Below are 18,302 nucleotides of genomic sequence, written 5' to 3'. Positions count from 1 at the left end.
GAATTTCCCTTAGCTATTCTAGATCACTTATTTATGAAGAAAAAAATAAAAAAGCTTTCGCAAGTTTCTCCTTATTCGTTTTATGAAGTTTTTAGGGATAGAAGGCTGTTGAAAAGACGTTTTACCAAACAGGAGAACCTATTCCGTTCATATGGTGAGGGAAATTCTGAAATTAAACTTCATATAGGATGTGGCGCAAATTTTCTTGAGGGATGGTTAAATACAGATATTGATGATAGTGATGAGAGGATTGCCTATTTAGACGCCGGCGAAGAATTCCCGCTAAGTACAGAGAGTTTTGATTTCATATTTTCAGAACATCTTTTTGAACATCTTAATGTAGAACAGCAGGTAATTATGCTAAGGGAATCACTTCGGATATTAAAGCCAAACGGTATCATGCGAATCGCTACTCCTTCTTTGGGTTTTCTTAACAGATTATATAATAACCCAGATAAAGAATTACACGAGGAATATATTAAATGGGCAGTTGAAACCTCTCCCTATCTATCGGCTGTAAAGGAATCGATCAAGGATGAAAGTAAATTTTACTGTTATGTCATCAATAATTTTTATAAAGCCTGGGGGCATAAGATGATTCATAATTTTGATAGTATTTATGCTTTAGCTATTCAATCAGGTTATTCTGAATGCAAAATTGCAAAAGTTCATGAGAGTTCCATCAAAGCTTTTCAGAACATAGAAAAACATGGTACAGTTATCCCTGAAAAATTTAATATTCTGGAAACTATGGTGGTTGAATTAAAAAAATAAATATGGCGCCTAAGGTTTCTATAATTATGGCTACTTATAATCGGGCTCATTTAATAGGTGAGAGCTTGAATTCTGTCCTTAATCAGTCGTATAATAACTGGGAATGCCTGGTAATAGATGATGGTTCTACTGATGAAACGGAGGAGGTAATCAAAGCTATTAGCCTAACCGACCAAAGAATAAAGTATAACAGAAGACCTGTAAATCACAAAAAAGGCCTCCCGGGCTGTCGCAACTATGGATTAGATGTAGCTAAAGGAGATTACATGATCTTTTTTGACGATGATGATATAGCCCATCCCGATAATTTAAAGATTTGTGTAGCTGAACTAAAAAATAGCTCTGTTTCTTATTGCAGATATTTGAAGGATGTTTTTCGGGGAAATTTTGATGTGGAATTTGATCGCAGATTAGAATATTCGAAAAAAATGCTCAAAATAACTAATCTGGAAGAGGTCGTCGTTGGCACAATTCCATTCAATTCCTGCCAGGTGATGTGGCGACGGGAATGTTTTGATGGCAATTACTTTAAAGAAGATTTAATGTACGCGGAGGAATGGGAGTGTTACTTGAGGATCTTATCAGAAGGAACTGTTGGAATTACTATTAATAAAGTGCTCTTCTATGGCAGAAAACACAAAGATTCTAATACGGGAGAATTTTACAGTAATGATCCGGTTAGAAGAAGTTCCTACAGCCAGGCGGTTAAACTTGTAATAGATAATTTAAAGAAGAAAGATCTTTTTTCAGCTGAATTAAAACAGTATTTTATCAGGATGGGATTTTTTTTTAAAGACTATTCTATTATTCAATATACTCTCAAAACAGTTGACTCTTCTATCATAGAAAAATCCAAATACAAGCTGGGCTATGTATTTTACCCCCTGTTAAAGAGGTACTTTAATTTGGTTAATGATTTAAAGAAAAGAACGGAAAGATGAAATTTCTTTTAATTGTTCAGGATCTTAAGATCTCGGGGACCAGCGAAGGAATCGTTTCCCGTTCCTTTCTGTACAGATTAAGAGAGGCATATCCTGAGGCAAAAATTTCAGTTCTTTACTTCACAAATACACAAAGTGAAGATCAGCTGAAATTGCTGCCGGTTGATGCTATGGAAGTGATCCGGGTAAGAAGATCCCCCCTCAAGATCATTAAAACAATAAATCACCTTTACTGGAGGATCTTTAAGGTTCCTTTAAACGAAAAATACATTCTTCATCAATACCGGCGGCATTTAAAAAAGATAGATTGTGAAAAATATGATCACATATTCATCAGGAGTGCCGGGAATAATTTTGAAACTATTCTGGCGAGTAAAGATCGGCCTTTACTTAGAAAAGCTATTGTAAATTTCCACGATCCTTATCCTCAATTCTGGGATCCGGGTACAGATCTTTCACTTTCCGGACTGGAATTAAACAGATTGAAAAGGATGTGGGAAGTGGTGCAGCAGGCAAAAACCTGTATTACGCCTTCTCAATCCCTGTCTGAAGATATGGAGTTTCTGTATGGGTCAAATAAAAGGTTTTACACTTTGCCTCATCAATTTACGCCGACTGTATTTGAAAGTTTTCCCGAAAAGAAGAATACTGAGAGCAGGAAAAAAATGGTGATAACCTATCAGGGGGCGGTTCAAACGGGCAGAAATCTGGAAATACTTCTGGATGCTTACCTGGAATTACTAAACAGAAAAAGTTCTTTTCGGGAAACAACGCAATTCCTGTTGAGAATAACCGGACCTTATAGTGCAGAAATAACTAAAAAATATCAACATTATCCTAATCTTATTTTTCTTGAGCAGATGGCTTTTGTAGAGTCCTTACAGGAAATGAAGTATCAAACAGACATTCTTATCATTCTGGAGAATTGTAGGGAGTGTAGTAATATCTTGCCGGGGAAGGTTCCTGTTATTGCCTCTCTCAATAAACCCTTTCTCTGTCTCTCTCCTATAAAAAGTGAATTGCGAAGGCTACTTTATGAACCTGCATTTGTGGCCTGCTGTGATGACAGGGGAGAAATTATGCAGAAACTGGAGCACCTTATTGCCTCAGTATCTTTGGAAAAGAAATTTAAAGAAGATCCTTTTAGAGGGTATTTCAATGAGAAGAATTTCAATAACCGGCTGAAGGCAATATTAAAGGATGGAAACAGTTTTTAAACCTTCTTGTTTTATATGTTTGTATAAATCAACTTTCATAACCTGCCTCACTAAGAAATGAAACTTCTGCTTTGTTTTGGAACCCGTCCTGAAGCTATTAAAATGGCACCTATTATACATGAGCTAAAACTATTGGGTATAAAGCACATAGTGTGTGTCACTGGTCAACATAGAGAAATGTTGGATGGTGTATTAAAGTTCTTTAAAATACAACCAGATTATGACCTGGATCTTATGACTAAGGATCAAAGTCTAAACATTTTAAGTGCGTCTATACTAAAAGAGTTTGATGCGATTATCGAAAAGGAACGGCCGGAGGTGATCTTAGTACAAGGAGACACGACGACAGCTTTAATGGCTTCTATAGCTGCATTTCACAGGAAAGTTCCTGTCGCTCACATTGAGGCCGGGTTAAGAACTTTTAATTTAAACTCCCCTTTCCCGGAAGAGGCAAACCGGCAATTAATTAGTAAAATTGCAGAATTTCATTTTACAGCTACCGAATCTGGTAAGACCAATCTATTAAAAGAATCTGTTTCTGAAGATAAAATTTTCATAACGGGAAACACTGTTATTGATGCGCTATTTTTGGGTAAATCCCATTTAGATTACCAGAAGGAAAATGAAGAAATTAGTCAATTAAAAACAGTAATTGATATTAAAAAGAAATTGATTCTGGTAACCGGCCATCGCAGAGAAAATTTTGGAAAGGGTATAGAAGAGGTTTGCCGTGCTTTAGTAAAAATTGTAGAGAATCAATCTGTGCAAATTATTTTTCCTGTTCACTTCAATCCTTCCGTTCAAATTCCTGTAGCTGAAATTTTGAGTAATGTCCCAAATATTAATCTTATCGCTCCCCTTAACTACCCTTCCTTTATCTGGTTAATGGCGGAGGCGGATCTAATAATTTCAGATTCTGGAGGGATTCAGGAAGAGGCTCCCAGTTTTAAAAAACAGGTCATTGTTACCAGGGAAAATACAGAGAGGCCAGAAGGTGTGGAAAAAGGTTTTGCTTTTTTAACGGGGACTTCTGAACAGAAAATCTTTGATGCTGCTATGAATTGCCTGAATTCTCCTCCAGATCTTTCTGCCATTGAAAATCCTTTTGGGGATGGATTTGCTTCCCAAAGAATTATAAAAACTTTATTAGGGAAGTATGGGTGAAATAAAGAAATCAATTCTTGTTGTCGCCGAGTCGATAAATGTTGAAGATAGTAGTGGCTCTAAAGCAAATGTTGCTTTAATAAAAAACTTACAAAAAGCAGGTTTTAATATTAAGGTCTACCATTACACCCGGAGCGAAATTCAAATGAGTGGAGTGGACTGCGTAGCAATAACTGAAAATAGAAAAAGCCTTCTTTTTTTGCTTAGTCGGCTGTCAAATCTAGGGCGCAAATACCTAAGCTTTGACTTGAACAGAGTCTTTGAGAAATATTCAGGTTTTTCACTTGCCCATTTGAATGACAGGAATAGCATAGTTCGCGGGTTGAGGAATATTGAAGATTTTAAACCAGACCTGGTTTTAACTTTGAGTAAGGGTGCCAGTTTTAGACCCCATCATGCTTTGCTGAGAATACCCGAATTCCATTCCAAGTGGGTGGCATACATTCATGATCCTTATCCGATGCATTCTTATCCGAGACCTTACGATTGGGTGGAACCGGGGCATCAGCAAAAAAGAAAATTTTTCTTACAGGTAGCCGAAAAAGCACTATACGCAGCTTATCCCAGTAAACTGCTGGCAGAATGGATGGAGAGTTATTATCCACCACTAAAAGGAAAGCGAGTGATAGTTCCACATCAGATAGTTGAAGGAAAGATTGACACTTCAGAATTACCAGATTTTTTTAAACAGGAAGCTTTTACTATTGTTCATGCAGGGGCTTTAATGAGTGCCAGGAATCCCATGGGTTTGATCAAAGCTTTTGGTATGTTTTTGAAAGTAGTACCAGAAGCGGCATCAAACAGTCAGCTGCTTTTTTTAGGTCCAAAATCCATTTATGCTAATAAGTTTGAAAAAATTAAAGAAGAATTAAGTCAATTTTATAGCAGTGATGACAATTTACCTTTTGCACAGGTTCATGCCATACAATATAGTGCGGCGGTCAATGTTATTCTTGAAGCCAAAGGTCCTATAAGTCCTTTCCTTCCGGGAAAATTCCCCCATTGTATCCAAGCGGGAAAACCCATCTTACTTTTAGGTCCTTACTACAGTGAATCCAGGAGATTACTGGGAGATGATTATCCCTGGTGGAGTGAAATTGATGATGTGGAAAAAATTTCAGAGATTATTGGTGGTTTATATCAAACGTGGAAAGCTTCAAAATGTGAAGCTGGTTATAATTATGAAAATTTAAATAAATATTTATCAATAGATTACCTAAGCGATCAATTACTAAGATTATAAATGAAAATTTTAATGCTATCTATTTTCTCTCCCCATTTTATAAATTGGACGAGACAGTTAAAGGATTCTGGACATGAAGTGTACTGGCTTGATGTTTTGGATTCGAAAACTGAGGTGAAGCATTTAAGCTTTGTAGAACATCTCACTGGGTGGCGATATAGATGGGATTATCCGGGAAGATATTTTTTAAAAGAAAAGGCGTCTTACTTTACGAAAATCATTAACATCTTTAATGAACGTAATCTTCAGGTTCAACTTGAAATTCAGATAAAAAAGATTCAACCAGATGTAGTTCACAGTTTTGTGATGTACCTGGCAGGAATTCCTGTTTTAAACGTGATGAAAAAATTTCCTGGAGTGAAATGGATCTATTCAGCCTGGGGTAGTGATATGTATTATTACCAGGGGCTTCCGAAACATCTCAAAGGAATGAAAAAAACTTTACCAGAAATAAATTATATGTTCGCAGATTGCCAGCGGGATTATAATATCGCCAGAAAACATGGTTTTCAGGGGGAATTTCTAGGGGTTTTCCCGGGTGGTGGTGGTTATGATTTCAATACTCTTGATCCGCTTATAAAGAATCAGACAGATAGAAACCTTATTTTAATCAAGGGGTATCAGGGTCTGCACGGGAAATGCATATCAGTTTTAAAGGCAATTCTAAACTTGAAAAGTCAATTAGGTAATTATAAGATTGTCATTTTTGGAGCGACTCCTGAAGTTTTTGATTTTGTTGAGGGTTCTTCCTTAAAGCAATTTAATAACATTAAAGTATATGGAAATTTGCCATTTGATATCCTAATGAAAATTATGGGAGAATCAATAATATATATAGGGAATAGCACTTCTGACGGAACACCTAACACACTTTTGGAAGCCATAGTTATGGGTGCATTTCCAATTCAGTCTAATCCCGGCGGGGCTACTTCAGAAAATATAAAAGATAATTTTAATGGGTTATTAATTAAAGATCCTGAGGATTCTTCTGCCATAGCCTCCACTATAGAGACAGCGCTGAATAATCATGAAATGTTGCAGGCCGGTGTGGATTTTAATAACCTGAATATAAAACCTAAACTTGAGAGAGGTTATATTCGGAAAAATGTTCTGGCGGCGTATAAGGTTGTAGAGAATAGTTTAAAAACCAGAATGGCAGAGAATAAATGATAACTATTATATATCCATATCGAAACCGCAACTTAACAAGAGTCGAAAATTCTTTTCTTTCCCTTAAAGAACAAACTTCTGCTAATTTCAAAGTTAAATTTGTTGATTACGGTTCTGAAATTGAAACAGCCGGAAAGGCGAGGCTGCTTTGTGGTCGCTATTCTTTTATTGATTATATTTATTATTATACACAACATCAACCCTGGAATAAAAGTCGTGCTTTAAATTCGGTGATAAAGACACTGGAATCGGGCTATTGTTTTGTAGCCGATGTGGATATTATATTTCATCCTGAATTTATCCAAAAGGCCATTCAGCTTCAGGATAATGAAAGAATCACCTATTTTCAGGTGGGATTTCTTGCTGAAGGAGTTGAAGTATTGGAGGATCATTTTACAACCGGGAACTTCAGGAAAAGCACATGGGAAGCAACCGGCTTAACTATGTTTCCGGTAAAAGTATTACAAGAGCTTCGCGGGTTTGACGAATTCTATCATTTTTGGGGTGCCGAGGATACCGATATACACGTGCGTTTAAAAAATGCCGGTTATGAGGTTGAATTTTATGATAAAGATAAAGAGGTTTTGCTCTTGCACCAGTGGCACTCATCTTACCGCAGCAAAGAAAAAAAAATTTTGACCCGGGACCTTCAAATCACCGGAATTGTACAGCTCAACCATCAACATCTTCAATGGGCAATTGAGAATAAAACTACCGCAACAAATTGTGAAGAGTGGGGAGTGGTTATGAGTAAAAAGGATTTTGAATTTTTAGATCAGTTAAAACCAGACATAACTTTAGATAATGAAAAAAGAAAAATTGATGATCTATTATATGGCCAGTTTCCTTCTTTTAAGAACAAATTTGTGAAAATTGAGATAAAGAAAAGCCAGTATCAAAGATCCCTGCTTTATAATTTGAAAAGAATTCTTCGAAAAAAAGTCCCTGAATACTATACCTTAAAAGAAGTAAATGACCTGGTATTGCTCCATCTTATTTCCTTATACCGCAACCAACCCTACTTTTATAACATTCATAAAGATCTTAATGGAATAACCATAGGTATTAAATTTTAATAAATTTCCGTGAAATATTCTTCTTTGAAAACCTCTTATAAAAAATTTTCCGGTCTGGAGGGAAATCAACATATAGCCGGTGAATATGCGATTTTAAAACTGGCTGAAATCATTAAAATTTTCAAGGTTAAGAACGTCTTTGAAGTTGGATTGGGAATTGGGAGCATAGCTGGCAGTATATTAAAAGCAACAAGGGCAGATGAAATAAATCAATATGTCGGAATTGAAAATAATGTCTTTTGCCTCACTTCATTGCCTGCTAATTTGGGAGCTGAGTACAAGAGACTTTCTATCTATCCCGATTTAGGTTCTGTCCCTGATAAGCATCTATATGATCTGATAATCATTGATGGAACTGATTCCCACCTTGGTAAAATTAGATCCCTTATTTCGAAACATGGTATAATTGCTATTGAAGGGGATCGCGGGCTACAGCAAAAAACATTACAGGATCTTTTTCCCAATCATTTAACTGTTCACACCATTAGTACAGAAAAGAATAAAAGTTATAGTCCTTTTCCTGTTAAGCATTGGCAGAGTGGATTAAAAGTTATATTTATAGAGCCTACAGTACATCAATATTTATGGTGTTATAAGGAGAAAATCTCTACCAAAGTTAAAAACTTATACAGATTAAGTAAGTATTGAAAGTGTTACTTTTGTTATAAAGCCCCTGAATTTGAAGATCCTCGTTCATAAAAGAGCCCTTGTTCCTGTGAAAGTGATTTCTTCTAACGGGGAGGAGATAAATCTGAAAAGTAAAAGCTGTACAGCTGCTTTATGGGAACTTGCCGGGCGTTTTCCTAATGAACTATTAGGCTGGTGCGAGGAAGCTCATTCGGAGCAATTGGATCTTGAAGAATGGAAGAAGATTTTTCACCACGATTTGATCATGGCATCCTATGCTGTGGAGTCTACCTTTTTACCTGAGAGTATTGGGTATGTAGAGCAGCTGCCATTTGCTAATCTTAACCGGGACGTATTCTATGGTACCTGGAGGATGAGCCGGGATGTGGGGGGGGTGCATGCGAAGGTATTGCTGCTATTTAAGCCTTCAATGAATCGGGTCAGGGACTTTGAATACCTTATAAATTCTGTTGCAAAACTTGGGCAGCAAAATTCCCTTTTCTGTTACAGTTCACCAGGCCTTGTGAAAGAGCCTCCGGCTAAACCTGTAGTTCACACCGCTTCCAGACACCAGCTTTTTACCTTTGTTTACCAGCACTATAACTCTGTGTGGTTGATGATCTTAATATGGTGCTTGTATAAATACGAGAAGAAGTTTCCCGTAAAATCTCTCCTTAAGGGATTTAAAACAGAGAAATATTTTCAGAAAAAAGTGGATCTTTCTGAAATTACTGTCTCATCCTGCAGGTTTCCGGAAGTTTCTGAGGCAATAGATGTGATCATTCCCACCATGGGGAGGCGGGACCACTTGTACAATGTGCTAAAGGATTTTACAGAACAAACCCTACTTCCGCGTAAGCTGATCATAGTAGAACAAAATCCCGATTCCAATTCTGTTTCTGATCTTGATTACCTTAAAAAGGAAAAGTGGCCCTTTGAGATCATTCACCATTTCATTCACCGCACAGGAGCATGTAACGCACGAAATCTCGCTCTGGCTGAAACTACTGCCGACTGGGTATTCTTTTCTGACGATGACCAACGCTTCGATAAAGACTTACTGGAAAATATTTTTAAGGAAATTAAAAAATTCGGCGTTGATGGTTTGACCACCAGTTATCTGCAATCTGGAGAAAAAAAGAACTTTACAGTGCCAAAGCAATGGGGTACTTTTGGGGCCGGAAATAGTGTTGTGCTCGCAGAATTCGCCCGGAGCGTAAAATTCTCACCTGCCTTTGAACATGGATATGGTGAAGATATGGATTATGGGATGCAGTTGCGTAACCTGGGTTGTGATATCATATACCATCCCGGGCTTGTAATCCATCATATTAAGGCAGAGACCGGAGGCTTTCGGGAAAAAACCAATATGGATTGGGAAAAGGAGCGTATTAAACCAAAACCATCACCAACTCTAATGGCTTATGCGCTAAAATACTATTCAAAAGAACAGCTAATGGGTTTTAAGACTTCCCTGCTTCTTAAATATTACAATAAGCAAGCTGTCAAAAATCCGTTTAAGTATAACAGGGAAATGCGAGAAAGCTGGAAGAAGAGTAAAACCTGGGCCAGGAAGTTATTGCTGCTGGAAAGAACCCTTAAAGATAGAACAATATGAAATCTGGTTTGATCATTTGCACCTATCAGCGACCGGAGGCGATAATTAAATTGTTGCGGTCGGTCAAGGACCAAACTGTTTATCCCGATCAAATCCTGGTGGTAGATGGTTCCCTGGATGATCATACCAAAAACTCACTGCCGCAGCAGGAATTTACTAAGCTTGAGTATTTTAAGGTGGGTGAAGAGGATAGAGGATTAACGAGACAGCGGAATTTTGGAATTTCTAAATTAGATCCACAAATAGAAATAGTATTTTTTCTGGATGATGATGTGGTTATAGGTCCAACTTATTTTGAGGAGATCCTGGGCACTTACCAAAGTTTTCCTCAGGCGTTGGGAGTTTCAGGATATACAGTAAACGAAACTCAATGGAAAGAAGTGGGGGAGAATTATACGCCATCTTTTGGAGAATTCATTTTTGACGGATGGGTGCGAAAAGAAGGCGGCAGGTTTTTATTACGTCGAAAATTTGGGCTGCAACCCGATGTACCTCCCGGTTATATGCCCGAATTTTCTCATGGTTATTCTGCCGGATTTCTTCCCCCCTCGGGAAAAGCATATGAAGTAGAAATGTTAATGGGAGGTATTGCTTCTTACCGGAAACAGGTTTTTTCAGAATTCCAATTTTCCCCTTTCTTCGAAGGATATGGCCTTTATGAAGATGCCGATTTTTCTCTTAGGGTCTCCAGGAAAGGAAAATTATATGTGAATACAGCAGCAAAACTTGAACATTATCACGACGAAGCGGGTAGGCCTAACAAATTCAGGTATGGGAAAATGGTAGTTAGAAATGGCTGGTATGTATGGAGACTAAGGCATGCAAAGCCTTCCTCAAAAGTTAAACTGAAGTGGCACGGCACCTCTTTTTTACTTACTTTGGTTCGCCTTGGTAACATTTTTAATACCTCGAAAAAGAAAGAAGCATTTACAGAAAGTCTCGGCAGGATCGCAGGATGGTGGAGTTTGCTGTTTGAGCGGCCGGACTCAAAATTTAAAAATTCCGTAAGATAGGCATGGATTTTAAATCACTCTTCAGATCGCGGAATTATCAGCATTTCTTTCACAGGATAAAACCTTTCCCTGCTTCAGTAAAAAAGGAACAGCTTGACTACTCTGAATTTAAGGATCTTAATGCCGTCATAGAATACCTGGAGATAAAAAGTTATAAAAAGATCGTGGTCGCAGCCAGTGGCCCTTCTGCCTCAAAAATGTCAAACGAACAGGGGAGCCTGTACTTTACCTGTAATGACTCTTTAAGACTGGTGCAGGATCTTCCTCATGTGTACATGCTTTATGATATGTTTTACCTTACCAGATATTTAAAGACCTATGAAGGTAGGAGTGGCTGGAAAGGAAGTATCTTCTGGTATAACTACAACAATCCACATTCGCACAAAATATACAGGCTTACCTGTAAATATTTGAATCACTATTCCAGGAAAAAAAGAGAATTTCTAATTACCAATAAAGGTGAAGAGGACCTACAGCCTGTTTATAACCAGGTTGAAACGCTTTTGCTGGAGGCTTTTGATTACAGGCACTACAGGGTGAATTCTGGTTTTAATACCCTGGTGTTTGCTGCTTTACTGGCATACCTTGAAAATAAACCTCTGGAAGTTTATGGGCTGGATATGGGCATTGGGGGAGATAAATATTTTAATAAGGATTCCCCTCTGGGACGAAGTGTGAAGTCCCAAAAAAACAGGGAACTCGTAGGAGTGTTTCTTGATAAACTATATAAGAGTAAGGTGGAGACAAGGAATTTCTCTAATTTTCAGGGGAATGTTAAGGCTTAAGCTATATATCGGGGAAGAAAAATGAAGAGAGGAGGGCTGTTTTTCCTGGGATTCTTAGGAGTTTTGTTGTTAATCATTCTAATAATGAACTACAGGTATCCTTTTATGGTCGCCCCGGGAGGGAACTGGTCGGTTGGTTATCAAACAGCTTCTCAAATTTCAGGTTTGAAGATCATTCCATTGAATATAATTACCCATCAACAGGTGAACAGCAGTACCACAGAAGAAATATCCTATATAGCCGATCCTTTCTTTATAAGGGACGAAGGCACATTTTATCTTTTTACAGAGATCAAAGGGAAGGATAATGCAAATATTGCTCTTTTTACTTCGGAAGATGGGGTTGACTATAGCTATAATGGAATTGTTCTGGATGAAACTTTTCACCTTTCTTACCCTCAGGTCTTCCGGCATGAAGAGGATTTTTATATGTTGCCTGAAACCAAAGGGGCAAATCAGGTACTTCTCTATAAAGCTGAAAAATTTCCTTACTCCTGGAAGGTTGAGGATACCCTGATAAAAGATAGGGCTTTAAAGGATGCTTCCATTCTTCTGAGTGATGATCTGAACTTAATCGTAACAGTAGATGACAAGCTAAAACAGATAATGTTTACTGCAGACTCCCTTACCGGAAAATGGAAAGAAGTAAAAGAATTTGAACCCCGGTGGGGGAATGAAAGCAGACCCGGAGGAAGATTTGTTTCAGTTGATGAAGTCTGGTATCTTCCACTTCAAAACCATTCAGAAGGTTACGGTACCGGGATCTCTTTATATAAACTGCTTATTACTTCCGAAGCATATAAATTTGAACTGGCAGATAAGCTACTCCTGAAACCCCAGGAAGAGATTAAGTGGTTTGGAAGAGGGATGCATCATCTGGATGCGCAGCAAATGCCTGAAGGGGGTTATTATATGGTTTATGATGGAAATATAATTACCGGGGAGGATAAGGAACTTCAGTATAAAAGAGCGGTGAAATGGAACCTGGTAGATCTATATAATTACCTGGGGTTTTAATTAGTAAAAGTTCTTATTTGGAACAATGATCATGAAGCAGAAGAAGCAGCCAACAGTAAATCAACGACAGCGGGAATTCTATGATTCCAAGAGGAAAAATTTTCCTACCCGACTGTGGTCTTACCTGCGGAATGGGGCTCTTAACCGTATCAAGAAGAAGGTAGGAATCGAAGCCGATATTTATAATCTACATAAATCCTGGTTTGGTGATCTTTCAGAAAAGAAAGTGTTGGACCTGGGCTGTTATGCGGGAAATTCCCTTAGTTTTTATCTGGCTGAACATTCAAAAAGCTACCTGGGCATTGATCTTAGCCCAAAAGGAATTGAGAACCTGGACAGGCGGCTTAAAAATATTCCCGGCGCCAGGGCCGAAGTAAACGATTTTCTTTCTGAAGCTTTTGAAGAAACAGACTTTGATCTTATCTATGCTTATGGAGTGCTGCACCACTTTAAAGATGTAGATCAACTCATTCTGAAACTGAAGGAAAAGCTTAATCAGGATGGAATAATTATTAGTCACGATCCGCTGGAAACAAGTTTACCTATTAAAACGATCCGCAGGATCTATCGTCCCTTCCAAAGTGACAGGGCCTGGGAATGGCCTTTTACCAGAAAGACTTATTACAGCTTTGCAAAGGAATTCAAGATCGTAGAAAGAAGAGCGGTTCTGGGAAAGACCAAGTGGACGGCGCTCCTCAATATTCTGCCGGTTTCTCAGGAAAAAAAAGTACAGAAAGCTGCCGCATGGCACCGCGAAGATTGGGAGCGTTCGGCGGTAGATGATGAGCATATGTTCAGCTGCATGCATTTGAGCATGCTGATGCAAAAAAAGAAATAGATGAGGTTTGCGATCTTCACCCATGTAGAACATAGTGAGCGGGAGGGGCAGTATTTCGCCTATGCTCCTTATGTGCGGGAGATGGATGTGTGGCTGAAGCATATGGAGGAGGTGGAGGTTGTAGCCCCCCTCCCGAAAGCTATCGGGACCAAGGGGGAGAAGCCCCCCGACCTCCATAGGGGGAGTTTTAATGGGAAAGCTTATCAACATTCTCATTTAAATTTCACCAGAATACCTTCCTTTCATTTCCTGAACCTGAAGGGTGCTGTAAAGGCTATTATAAAAATTCCATATATACTCTACAAGATATTGGGAGCAATGAAGAGGGCAGATCATTTGCATCTGCGGTGTCCGGGGAATATTGGTTTGCTGGCTTGTATTTGCCAGATCTTTTTTCCATCCAAACCAAAATCGGCTAAATATGCCGGCAACTGGGATCCAGAGGCGAAACAGCCCTGGAGCTACAGGTTCCAAAAATGGCTTTTGAGCAACACATTTTTGACAAGGAATATGCAGGTACTGGTTTACGGGGAATGGCCGAAGCAGTCGAATAATATTGTACCTTTTTTTACAGCTTCCTTTTCAGAGAGAGAAAAAACTGAGGTGCCAAAAAAGGTATTTTCGGAACCTTTTATTTTCCTGTTTGTTGGAAACCTGGTGGAGGGAAAGCGGCCACTGGAGGCCATTAAACTCGTGGAAAAACTTAATTTAAAATTGAGAGAAGGCACGGATCAGGATATCCACGCCAGCTATATTCCAATGAAATTGGAACTATATGGTGATGGCCCGGAAAGAGAGAAGCTGGAAGCCTATGTAAGGGAAAATCATTTAGAACAATTAATAAGTATTAAAGGAAACCGATCTCTGGAAGAATTAAAAGAAGCTTATCAAAAAGCCCATTTTGTGATACTGCCATCAAAGTCTGAAGGATGGCCTAAAGCCATAGCCGAAGCAATGTTCTTTGGCTGCATTCCCATCTCCACTCCGGTGAGTTGTGTACCTTGGATGCTTGGAGGCGGCTCCAGAGGAATGCTTATTTCCGGGAATACTCTTAGTGGGAGCCGCGTGGAAAGTGAGAATCATGAGGGGGAAAATGGGTTGTCAGTAGTCAGTGGTCGTAGGTCAGTGGATATTATGAAAATATGTGACTTAATGAAGAATGAAATAGAAATTCAAATAATGTCCACAGAAGCTAAAAAATGGAGTCAGGAATATACCTTGGAAAGATTTGAAGAAGCGATAAAGGATGTGTTGAATAAGGAAAAGTTCAACGTTTAAGATTCTACGTTCAAGGTGCCGCTGAACTATTTCAAAATTAGAATTATGTTGTAAAGCTTTCCCCGGCTCCCTTTAGGGTGAGGGGTAAAACGGGGAAAGAGTGAAAATGCAACGAATGTCCGTAGAAGCTAAAAAATGGAGTCAGCAGTATATTCAGAGAGATTTGAAGAAGCAGTAAAGGATGTGCTGAATAAGGAAAAGTTCAACGTTTAAGGTACCGCTTAATTATTTTTAAAATTTCAATTATGTTGTAAAGCTTTCCCCGGCTTCCTTTAGGGTGAGGGGTAAAACGGGGAAAGAGTGAGAAAGAAAAATGAGCTTATTTAAATCCAGAGGAAATGACAAGGATGTCTACAGAAGCAAGGAAATGGAGTCAGCAGTATACGCTGGAAAGGTTTAAAGCTGTAATTAAGAGACTGCTTGCCCCAACCTCGAAAAGGAATTAATCAAAATACGGAAAAGGATTAGAGAAAATATTCTAATTGTTATTGAATATCTGCCAGATATATAAGTTTTTAAGCGGCCTATCGAAAATTGATCGTAAAATTTGAAGTGAGATGACGTTTAAATTTTCTGCTGTTTGAGCGACAGGTTTTTTTGTCATTATTCATATTTTTCCCGCGAGTTCAGAAAATTTAGACATCGAACTAAAAATTTAGATCTATTTTCGTATGCCTAGATTTTTTGGTTCTTTTTCATCAATGGAAAAAGAACAGAAGATTATTCTTTCTTCCAGGCCTGTTATAAGTTCAGAAAGTAAAATTAAATGAGTAAATCGTGGGAGGAATAAAATGAAGCATTCATATAAACCAGCACTTCGATCCTCGCTCCCTACGGTCACTGGCTCAGTGTGACATTCGTGAAAATTGTAAACAGAAAACGGTAAACAAGAAAAGATGCGCATCCTCCAATTAATCGACAGCTTACGTCCCGGCGGTGCTGAGCGTATGGCCGTCAATTATGCCAATGCCCTGGCAAAAGAAATCGATGGCTCATTTTTATGCAGTACCCGCATTGAAGGTCTATTAAAAAAGCAACTGGCACCCGAAGTTGGTTACCTGTTCCTGAATAAGAAGAAGATTTTAGATTTGAAGGCAGTTTGGAGATTGAGAAAATTTGTAAAAGAAAATAAAATTGATCTCATACAGGCCCATGGTAGCTCATGGTTCATGGGGGTACTTCTAAAAATATCTCTTCCGAAATTAAAGCTGGTGTGGCATGATCACTATGGAGCAAGGGCAGAGAAAGATCTGAGACCGGGGTTATTGTCTATATTTTCCGGGTATTTTGATGGAATTATTAGTGTGAACCCCCAACTTAAGGAGTGGGCAGAGAGAAGGCTTCATTGTAGTAAAGTTGAATTTATACCTAATTTCGCTTCCTTTGGAGGAAGAGAGCCTAAAGATAGTAATCTCCAAATTAGAGAAGGTTTCAAAATAATTCACCTGGCTAACTTGAAACCACCAAAAGACCATCTGAATCTTTTTAAGGCTTTCGGGAAGTTATCACAGGTCAATACATCTGTAAGCCTTCATTTAATAGGGAAAGAGGAGAATAATTTTTATTCCCGGGAATTAAGAAAGTTTATTAAAGAAAATGGTCTTGAAGATAAAATCTATTTTTACGGTGAAAGGGAAGAGATAATAAATGTTTTGCAAGAGGCTGATCTCGGGGTGCTATCCTCTTCCTCGGAAGGCTTACCCGTTGCCCTCCTGGAATATGGTTTTGCAGGTTTACCTGTGGTTTGTACAAAAGTGGGAGAATGTGAGACTGTAGTCGGAACAGCGGGGGTGTTAGTTCCCCCGAATGATCCGGAAGCCCTATTTTTGGCTCTTAAATCATATGTGGAAAATGAAGTTGAAAGAAGGAAAGATTCCGTAGCTTTCCAAATAAGGGTTTTTGAAACTTATTCTGAAGAGCAGGTATTAAAACAGCTTTTGAGCTTTATGAGGGATTTGGGATCAGATCATTCGGAATGAAAAATAGGTTGCAGGTTAAAGAGACAAAGTGAGATATAAGAGATCATCCAGAATTGTGCAAAACCTTTTACAGGTGGAGTATATCAAATTGGTGTTGCTTCATTTGGCAATAGCTTTTGCTATTTATTTATACGAGCCTCTCTCTATGCTCTATTCATTATCGGTTTTTGCTTACTTTATCTTTACTATCCTACAAAAAAAGAATAAGAATAACGAAGCATTAATGGCTGCTGCTTATATTGCCGGCGTTGAGATATTCTGGAGAATGACGGGCGGGGTCGTTTTTTATGAAACCGGTAAATATGCAGTTATTGTTTTTCTGCTAATAGGAATGCTTTTTAAAGGAACTTCGGCAAAGACTACTCCTTTTTGGCTCTATCTATTGATTCTGGTGCCCGGTATTGTGATTGCTTCTATGAACCCAGACTATGATGAGGTATTTCGGAAAGCTGTTGCATTTAACTTAAGTGGGCCTGTATGCCTTGGGGTTTCTGCCCTATATTGTTATTATAAGAAAATTTCCAAAAAAGATTTCCAAAAAGTGCTTTTAATGTTGCTGCTGCCTATAATAACAAACATGTTCTATTTGTTTTTCTATACTCCAAGTCTGCAGGAAATGGTTATAAATATTGGAGCTAACTATGCAGCCACTGGAGGCTATGGACCCAACCAGATAGCCACTATTATGGGAATGGGAAGTTTGTTGTTGGTCATTCGATTGTTCGATGTAAAAGGTAAATGGGTCAACCTCATTGACCTCGGATTATTAGGAATGATGAGCTATAGAGCAATAATTACTTTTTCTAGAGGAGGAATTGTAACTGCATTGATATGTGCAGCAGCTTTTATATTTCTGCTATACTACAAAAAGGGGCGTAGGGAGCAGAAACAACTACAAATCAAAATTTTATTTTTAGTAGGAGTTCTTTTTGCTTCATGGGCTTTCTCGGCGGCTGGAAGTTCAGGTTTAATAGTAAATCGATGGACTGGGAAAGATGCACGGGGTCGAGAGAAAGAAGATTTGACTACGGGAAGAGTAGATCTTTTGTCGACTGAACTTGAAGCTTTTTATCATAATCCGGTAGTCGGTGTTGGAGTGGGAAAAGCCAAATCTTATAGAGAAAAAGAGCTGGGAGAAGAAATTGCTACACACAGTGAAGTGAGCAGACTTCTTTCAGAACACGGACTTTTAGGTCTGCTGGGGGTTACAATCTTAGTTGTTGTACCTATGCTCTTCTGGCTGAAATTTAAAAATAATTACTTCTTTCTTTGTTTTATGTTATTCTGGTTCCTTACGGTAAACCATTCTGCCATGAGAATTGCCCTTCCAGCATTTGTATATGGTTTGGCATTACTGTATATAGTTGAAGATAAGAGAGCTGTAGGGAGAAATGCAATAAAAGAAAGAAAACCGGGCCCAATTTTGAGTTCTCAGTTTTGAGTTCTCAGTTGCTAAAAACTGAGCGAAGCGAAGTTTTCGTAATTTAGTTTAAGATTGTAAAACCGACAACCGACAACCGACAACCGACAACCGACAACCGACAACCGACAACCGACAACCG

16 protein-coding genes are annotated in these 18,302 nt (G+C 38.5%); all 16 read left to right on the top strand.

All coding sequences use genetic code 11. From position 1 onward, the window contains the following. Positions 1-33: 33 nt before the first annotated feature. The 16 genes from ACQ93I_RS14715 to ACQ93I_RS14640 all read left to right on the top strand — a co-directional run bounded on the left by ACQ93I_RS14715 (position 34) and on the right by ACQ93I_RS14640 (position 18,181). Positions 34-774, top strand: a complete 741-nt coding sequence (locus ACQ93I_RS14715) for a class I SAM-dependent methyltransferase (protein WP_431699165.1) — start codon at positions 34-36, stop codon at positions 772-774. A 2-nt stretch (positions 775-776) separates the two neighbouring features. Continuing rightward, a complete protein-coding gene (locus ACQ93I_RS14710) occupies positions 777-1,715 on the top strand; it encodes a glycosyltransferase family 2 protein (protein ID WP_431699164.1) in 939 nt (312 codons plus the stop codon). Next, positions 1,712-2,932 (top strand): hypothetical protein, encoded by a 1,221-nt coding sequence (locus tag ACQ93I_RS14705; protein ID WP_431699163.1) that lies wholly within the window; start codon positions 1,712-1,714, stop codon positions 2,930-2,932. The genes ACQ93I_RS14710 and ACQ93I_RS14705 overlap by 4 nt, the downstream gene beginning before the upstream one ends. Before the next feature lie 57 nt (positions 2,933-2,989). Further along, positions 2,990-4,096, top strand: coding sequence for a non-hydrolyzing UDP-N-acetylglucosamine 2-epimerase (gene wecB, locus ACQ93I_RS14700; RefSeq protein WP_431699162.1), 1,107 nt, complete (start codon positions 2,990-2,992; stop codon positions 4,094-4,096). Next, positions 4,089-5,339: a UDP-glycosyltransferase gene (locus tag ACQ93I_RS14695; RefSeq protein WP_431699161.1), complete on the top strand. Its 1,251-nt coding sequence runs from the start codon at positions 4,089-4,091 to the stop codon at positions 5,337-5,339. Before wecB ends, ACQ93I_RS14695 begins: the two co-directional genes overlap by 8 nt. After that, the gene (locus ACQ93I_RS14690; protein ID WP_431699160.1) at positions 5,340-6,509 is read left to right on the top strand and encodes a glycosyltransferase family 4 protein; all 1,170 of its coding nucleotides are present in this window, start codon (positions 5,340-5,342) and stop codon (positions 6,507-6,509) included. After that, entirely contained in the window at positions 6,506-7,585 is a 1,080-nt protein-coding gene (locus tag ACQ93I_RS14685; protein WP_431699159.1) for a glycosyltransferase family 2 protein, read from the top strand. Before ACQ93I_RS14690 ends, ACQ93I_RS14685 begins: the two co-directional genes overlap by 4 nt. A gap of 24 nt (positions 7,586-7,609) precedes the next feature. After that, positions 7,610-8,233 (top strand): hypothetical protein, encoded by a 624-nt coding sequence (locus ACQ93I_RS14680; protein WP_431699158.1) that lies wholly within the window; start codon positions 7,610-7,612, stop codon positions 8,231-8,233. Positions 8,234-8,264: 31 nt separating this feature from the next. After that, positions 8,265-9,830 carry a glycosyltransferase family 2 protein gene (locus ACQ93I_RS14675; protein WP_431699157.1) on the top strand — a complete coding sequence of 522 codons (1,566 nt, stop codon included), beginning with the start codon at positions 8,265-8,267 and terminating at the stop codon, positions 9,828-9,830. Continuing rightward, entirely contained in the window at positions 9,827-10,843 is a 1,017-nt protein-coding gene (locus tag ACQ93I_RS14670; protein ID WP_431699156.1) for a glycosyltransferase family 2 protein, read from the top strand. The genes ACQ93I_RS14675 and ACQ93I_RS14670 overlap by 4 nt, the downstream gene beginning before the upstream one ends. Positions 10,844-10,845: 2 nt before the next feature. Beyond that, entirely contained in the window at positions 10,846-11,628 is a 783-nt protein-coding gene (locus ACQ93I_RS14665) for a hypothetical protein (RefSeq protein WP_431699155.1), read from the top strand. Between the two features lie 84 nt (positions 11,629-11,712). Next, positions 11,713-12,645, top strand: a complete 933-nt coding sequence (locus tag ACQ93I_RS14660; protein ID WP_431699154.1) for a glucosamine inositolphosphorylceramide transferase family protein — start codon at positions 11,713-11,715, stop codon at positions 12,643-12,645. A gap of 31 nt (positions 12,646-12,676) precedes the next feature. Further along, entirely contained in the window at positions 12,677-13,483 is an 807-nt protein-coding gene (locus ACQ93I_RS14655; protein ID WP_431699153.1) for a class I SAM-dependent methyltransferase, read from the top strand. Beyond that, positions 13,484-14,761 carry a glycosyltransferase gene (locus ACQ93I_RS14650; RefSeq protein WP_431699152.1) on the top strand — a complete coding sequence of 426 codons (1,278 nt, stop codon included), beginning with the start codon at positions 13,484-13,486 and terminating at the stop codon, positions 14,759-14,761. A gap of 896 nt (positions 14,762-15,657) precedes the next feature. Continuing rightward, the gene (locus ACQ93I_RS14645; protein WP_431699151.1) at positions 15,658-16,740 is read left to right on the top strand and encodes a glycosyltransferase; all 1,083 of its coding nucleotides are present in this window, start codon (positions 15,658-15,660) and stop codon (positions 16,738-16,740) included. A gap of 73 nt (positions 16,741-16,813) precedes the next feature. Further along, positions 16,814-18,181, top strand: coding sequence for an O-antigen ligase family protein (locus ACQ93I_RS14640; protein ID WP_431699150.1), 1,368 nt, complete (start codon positions 16,814-16,816; stop codon positions 18,179-18,181). Positions 18,182-18,302: the final 121 nt, after the last annotated feature.

The organism is Salinimicrobium sp. WS361, from assembly GCF_050750585.1.
GTDB lineage: Bacteria > Bacteroidota > Bacteroidia > Flavobacteriales > Flavobacteriaceae > Salinimicrobium.
The sequence above is the reverse complement of the archived record's forward strand: the minus strand, read 5'-3'. Positions and strand labels throughout refer to the sequence as shown.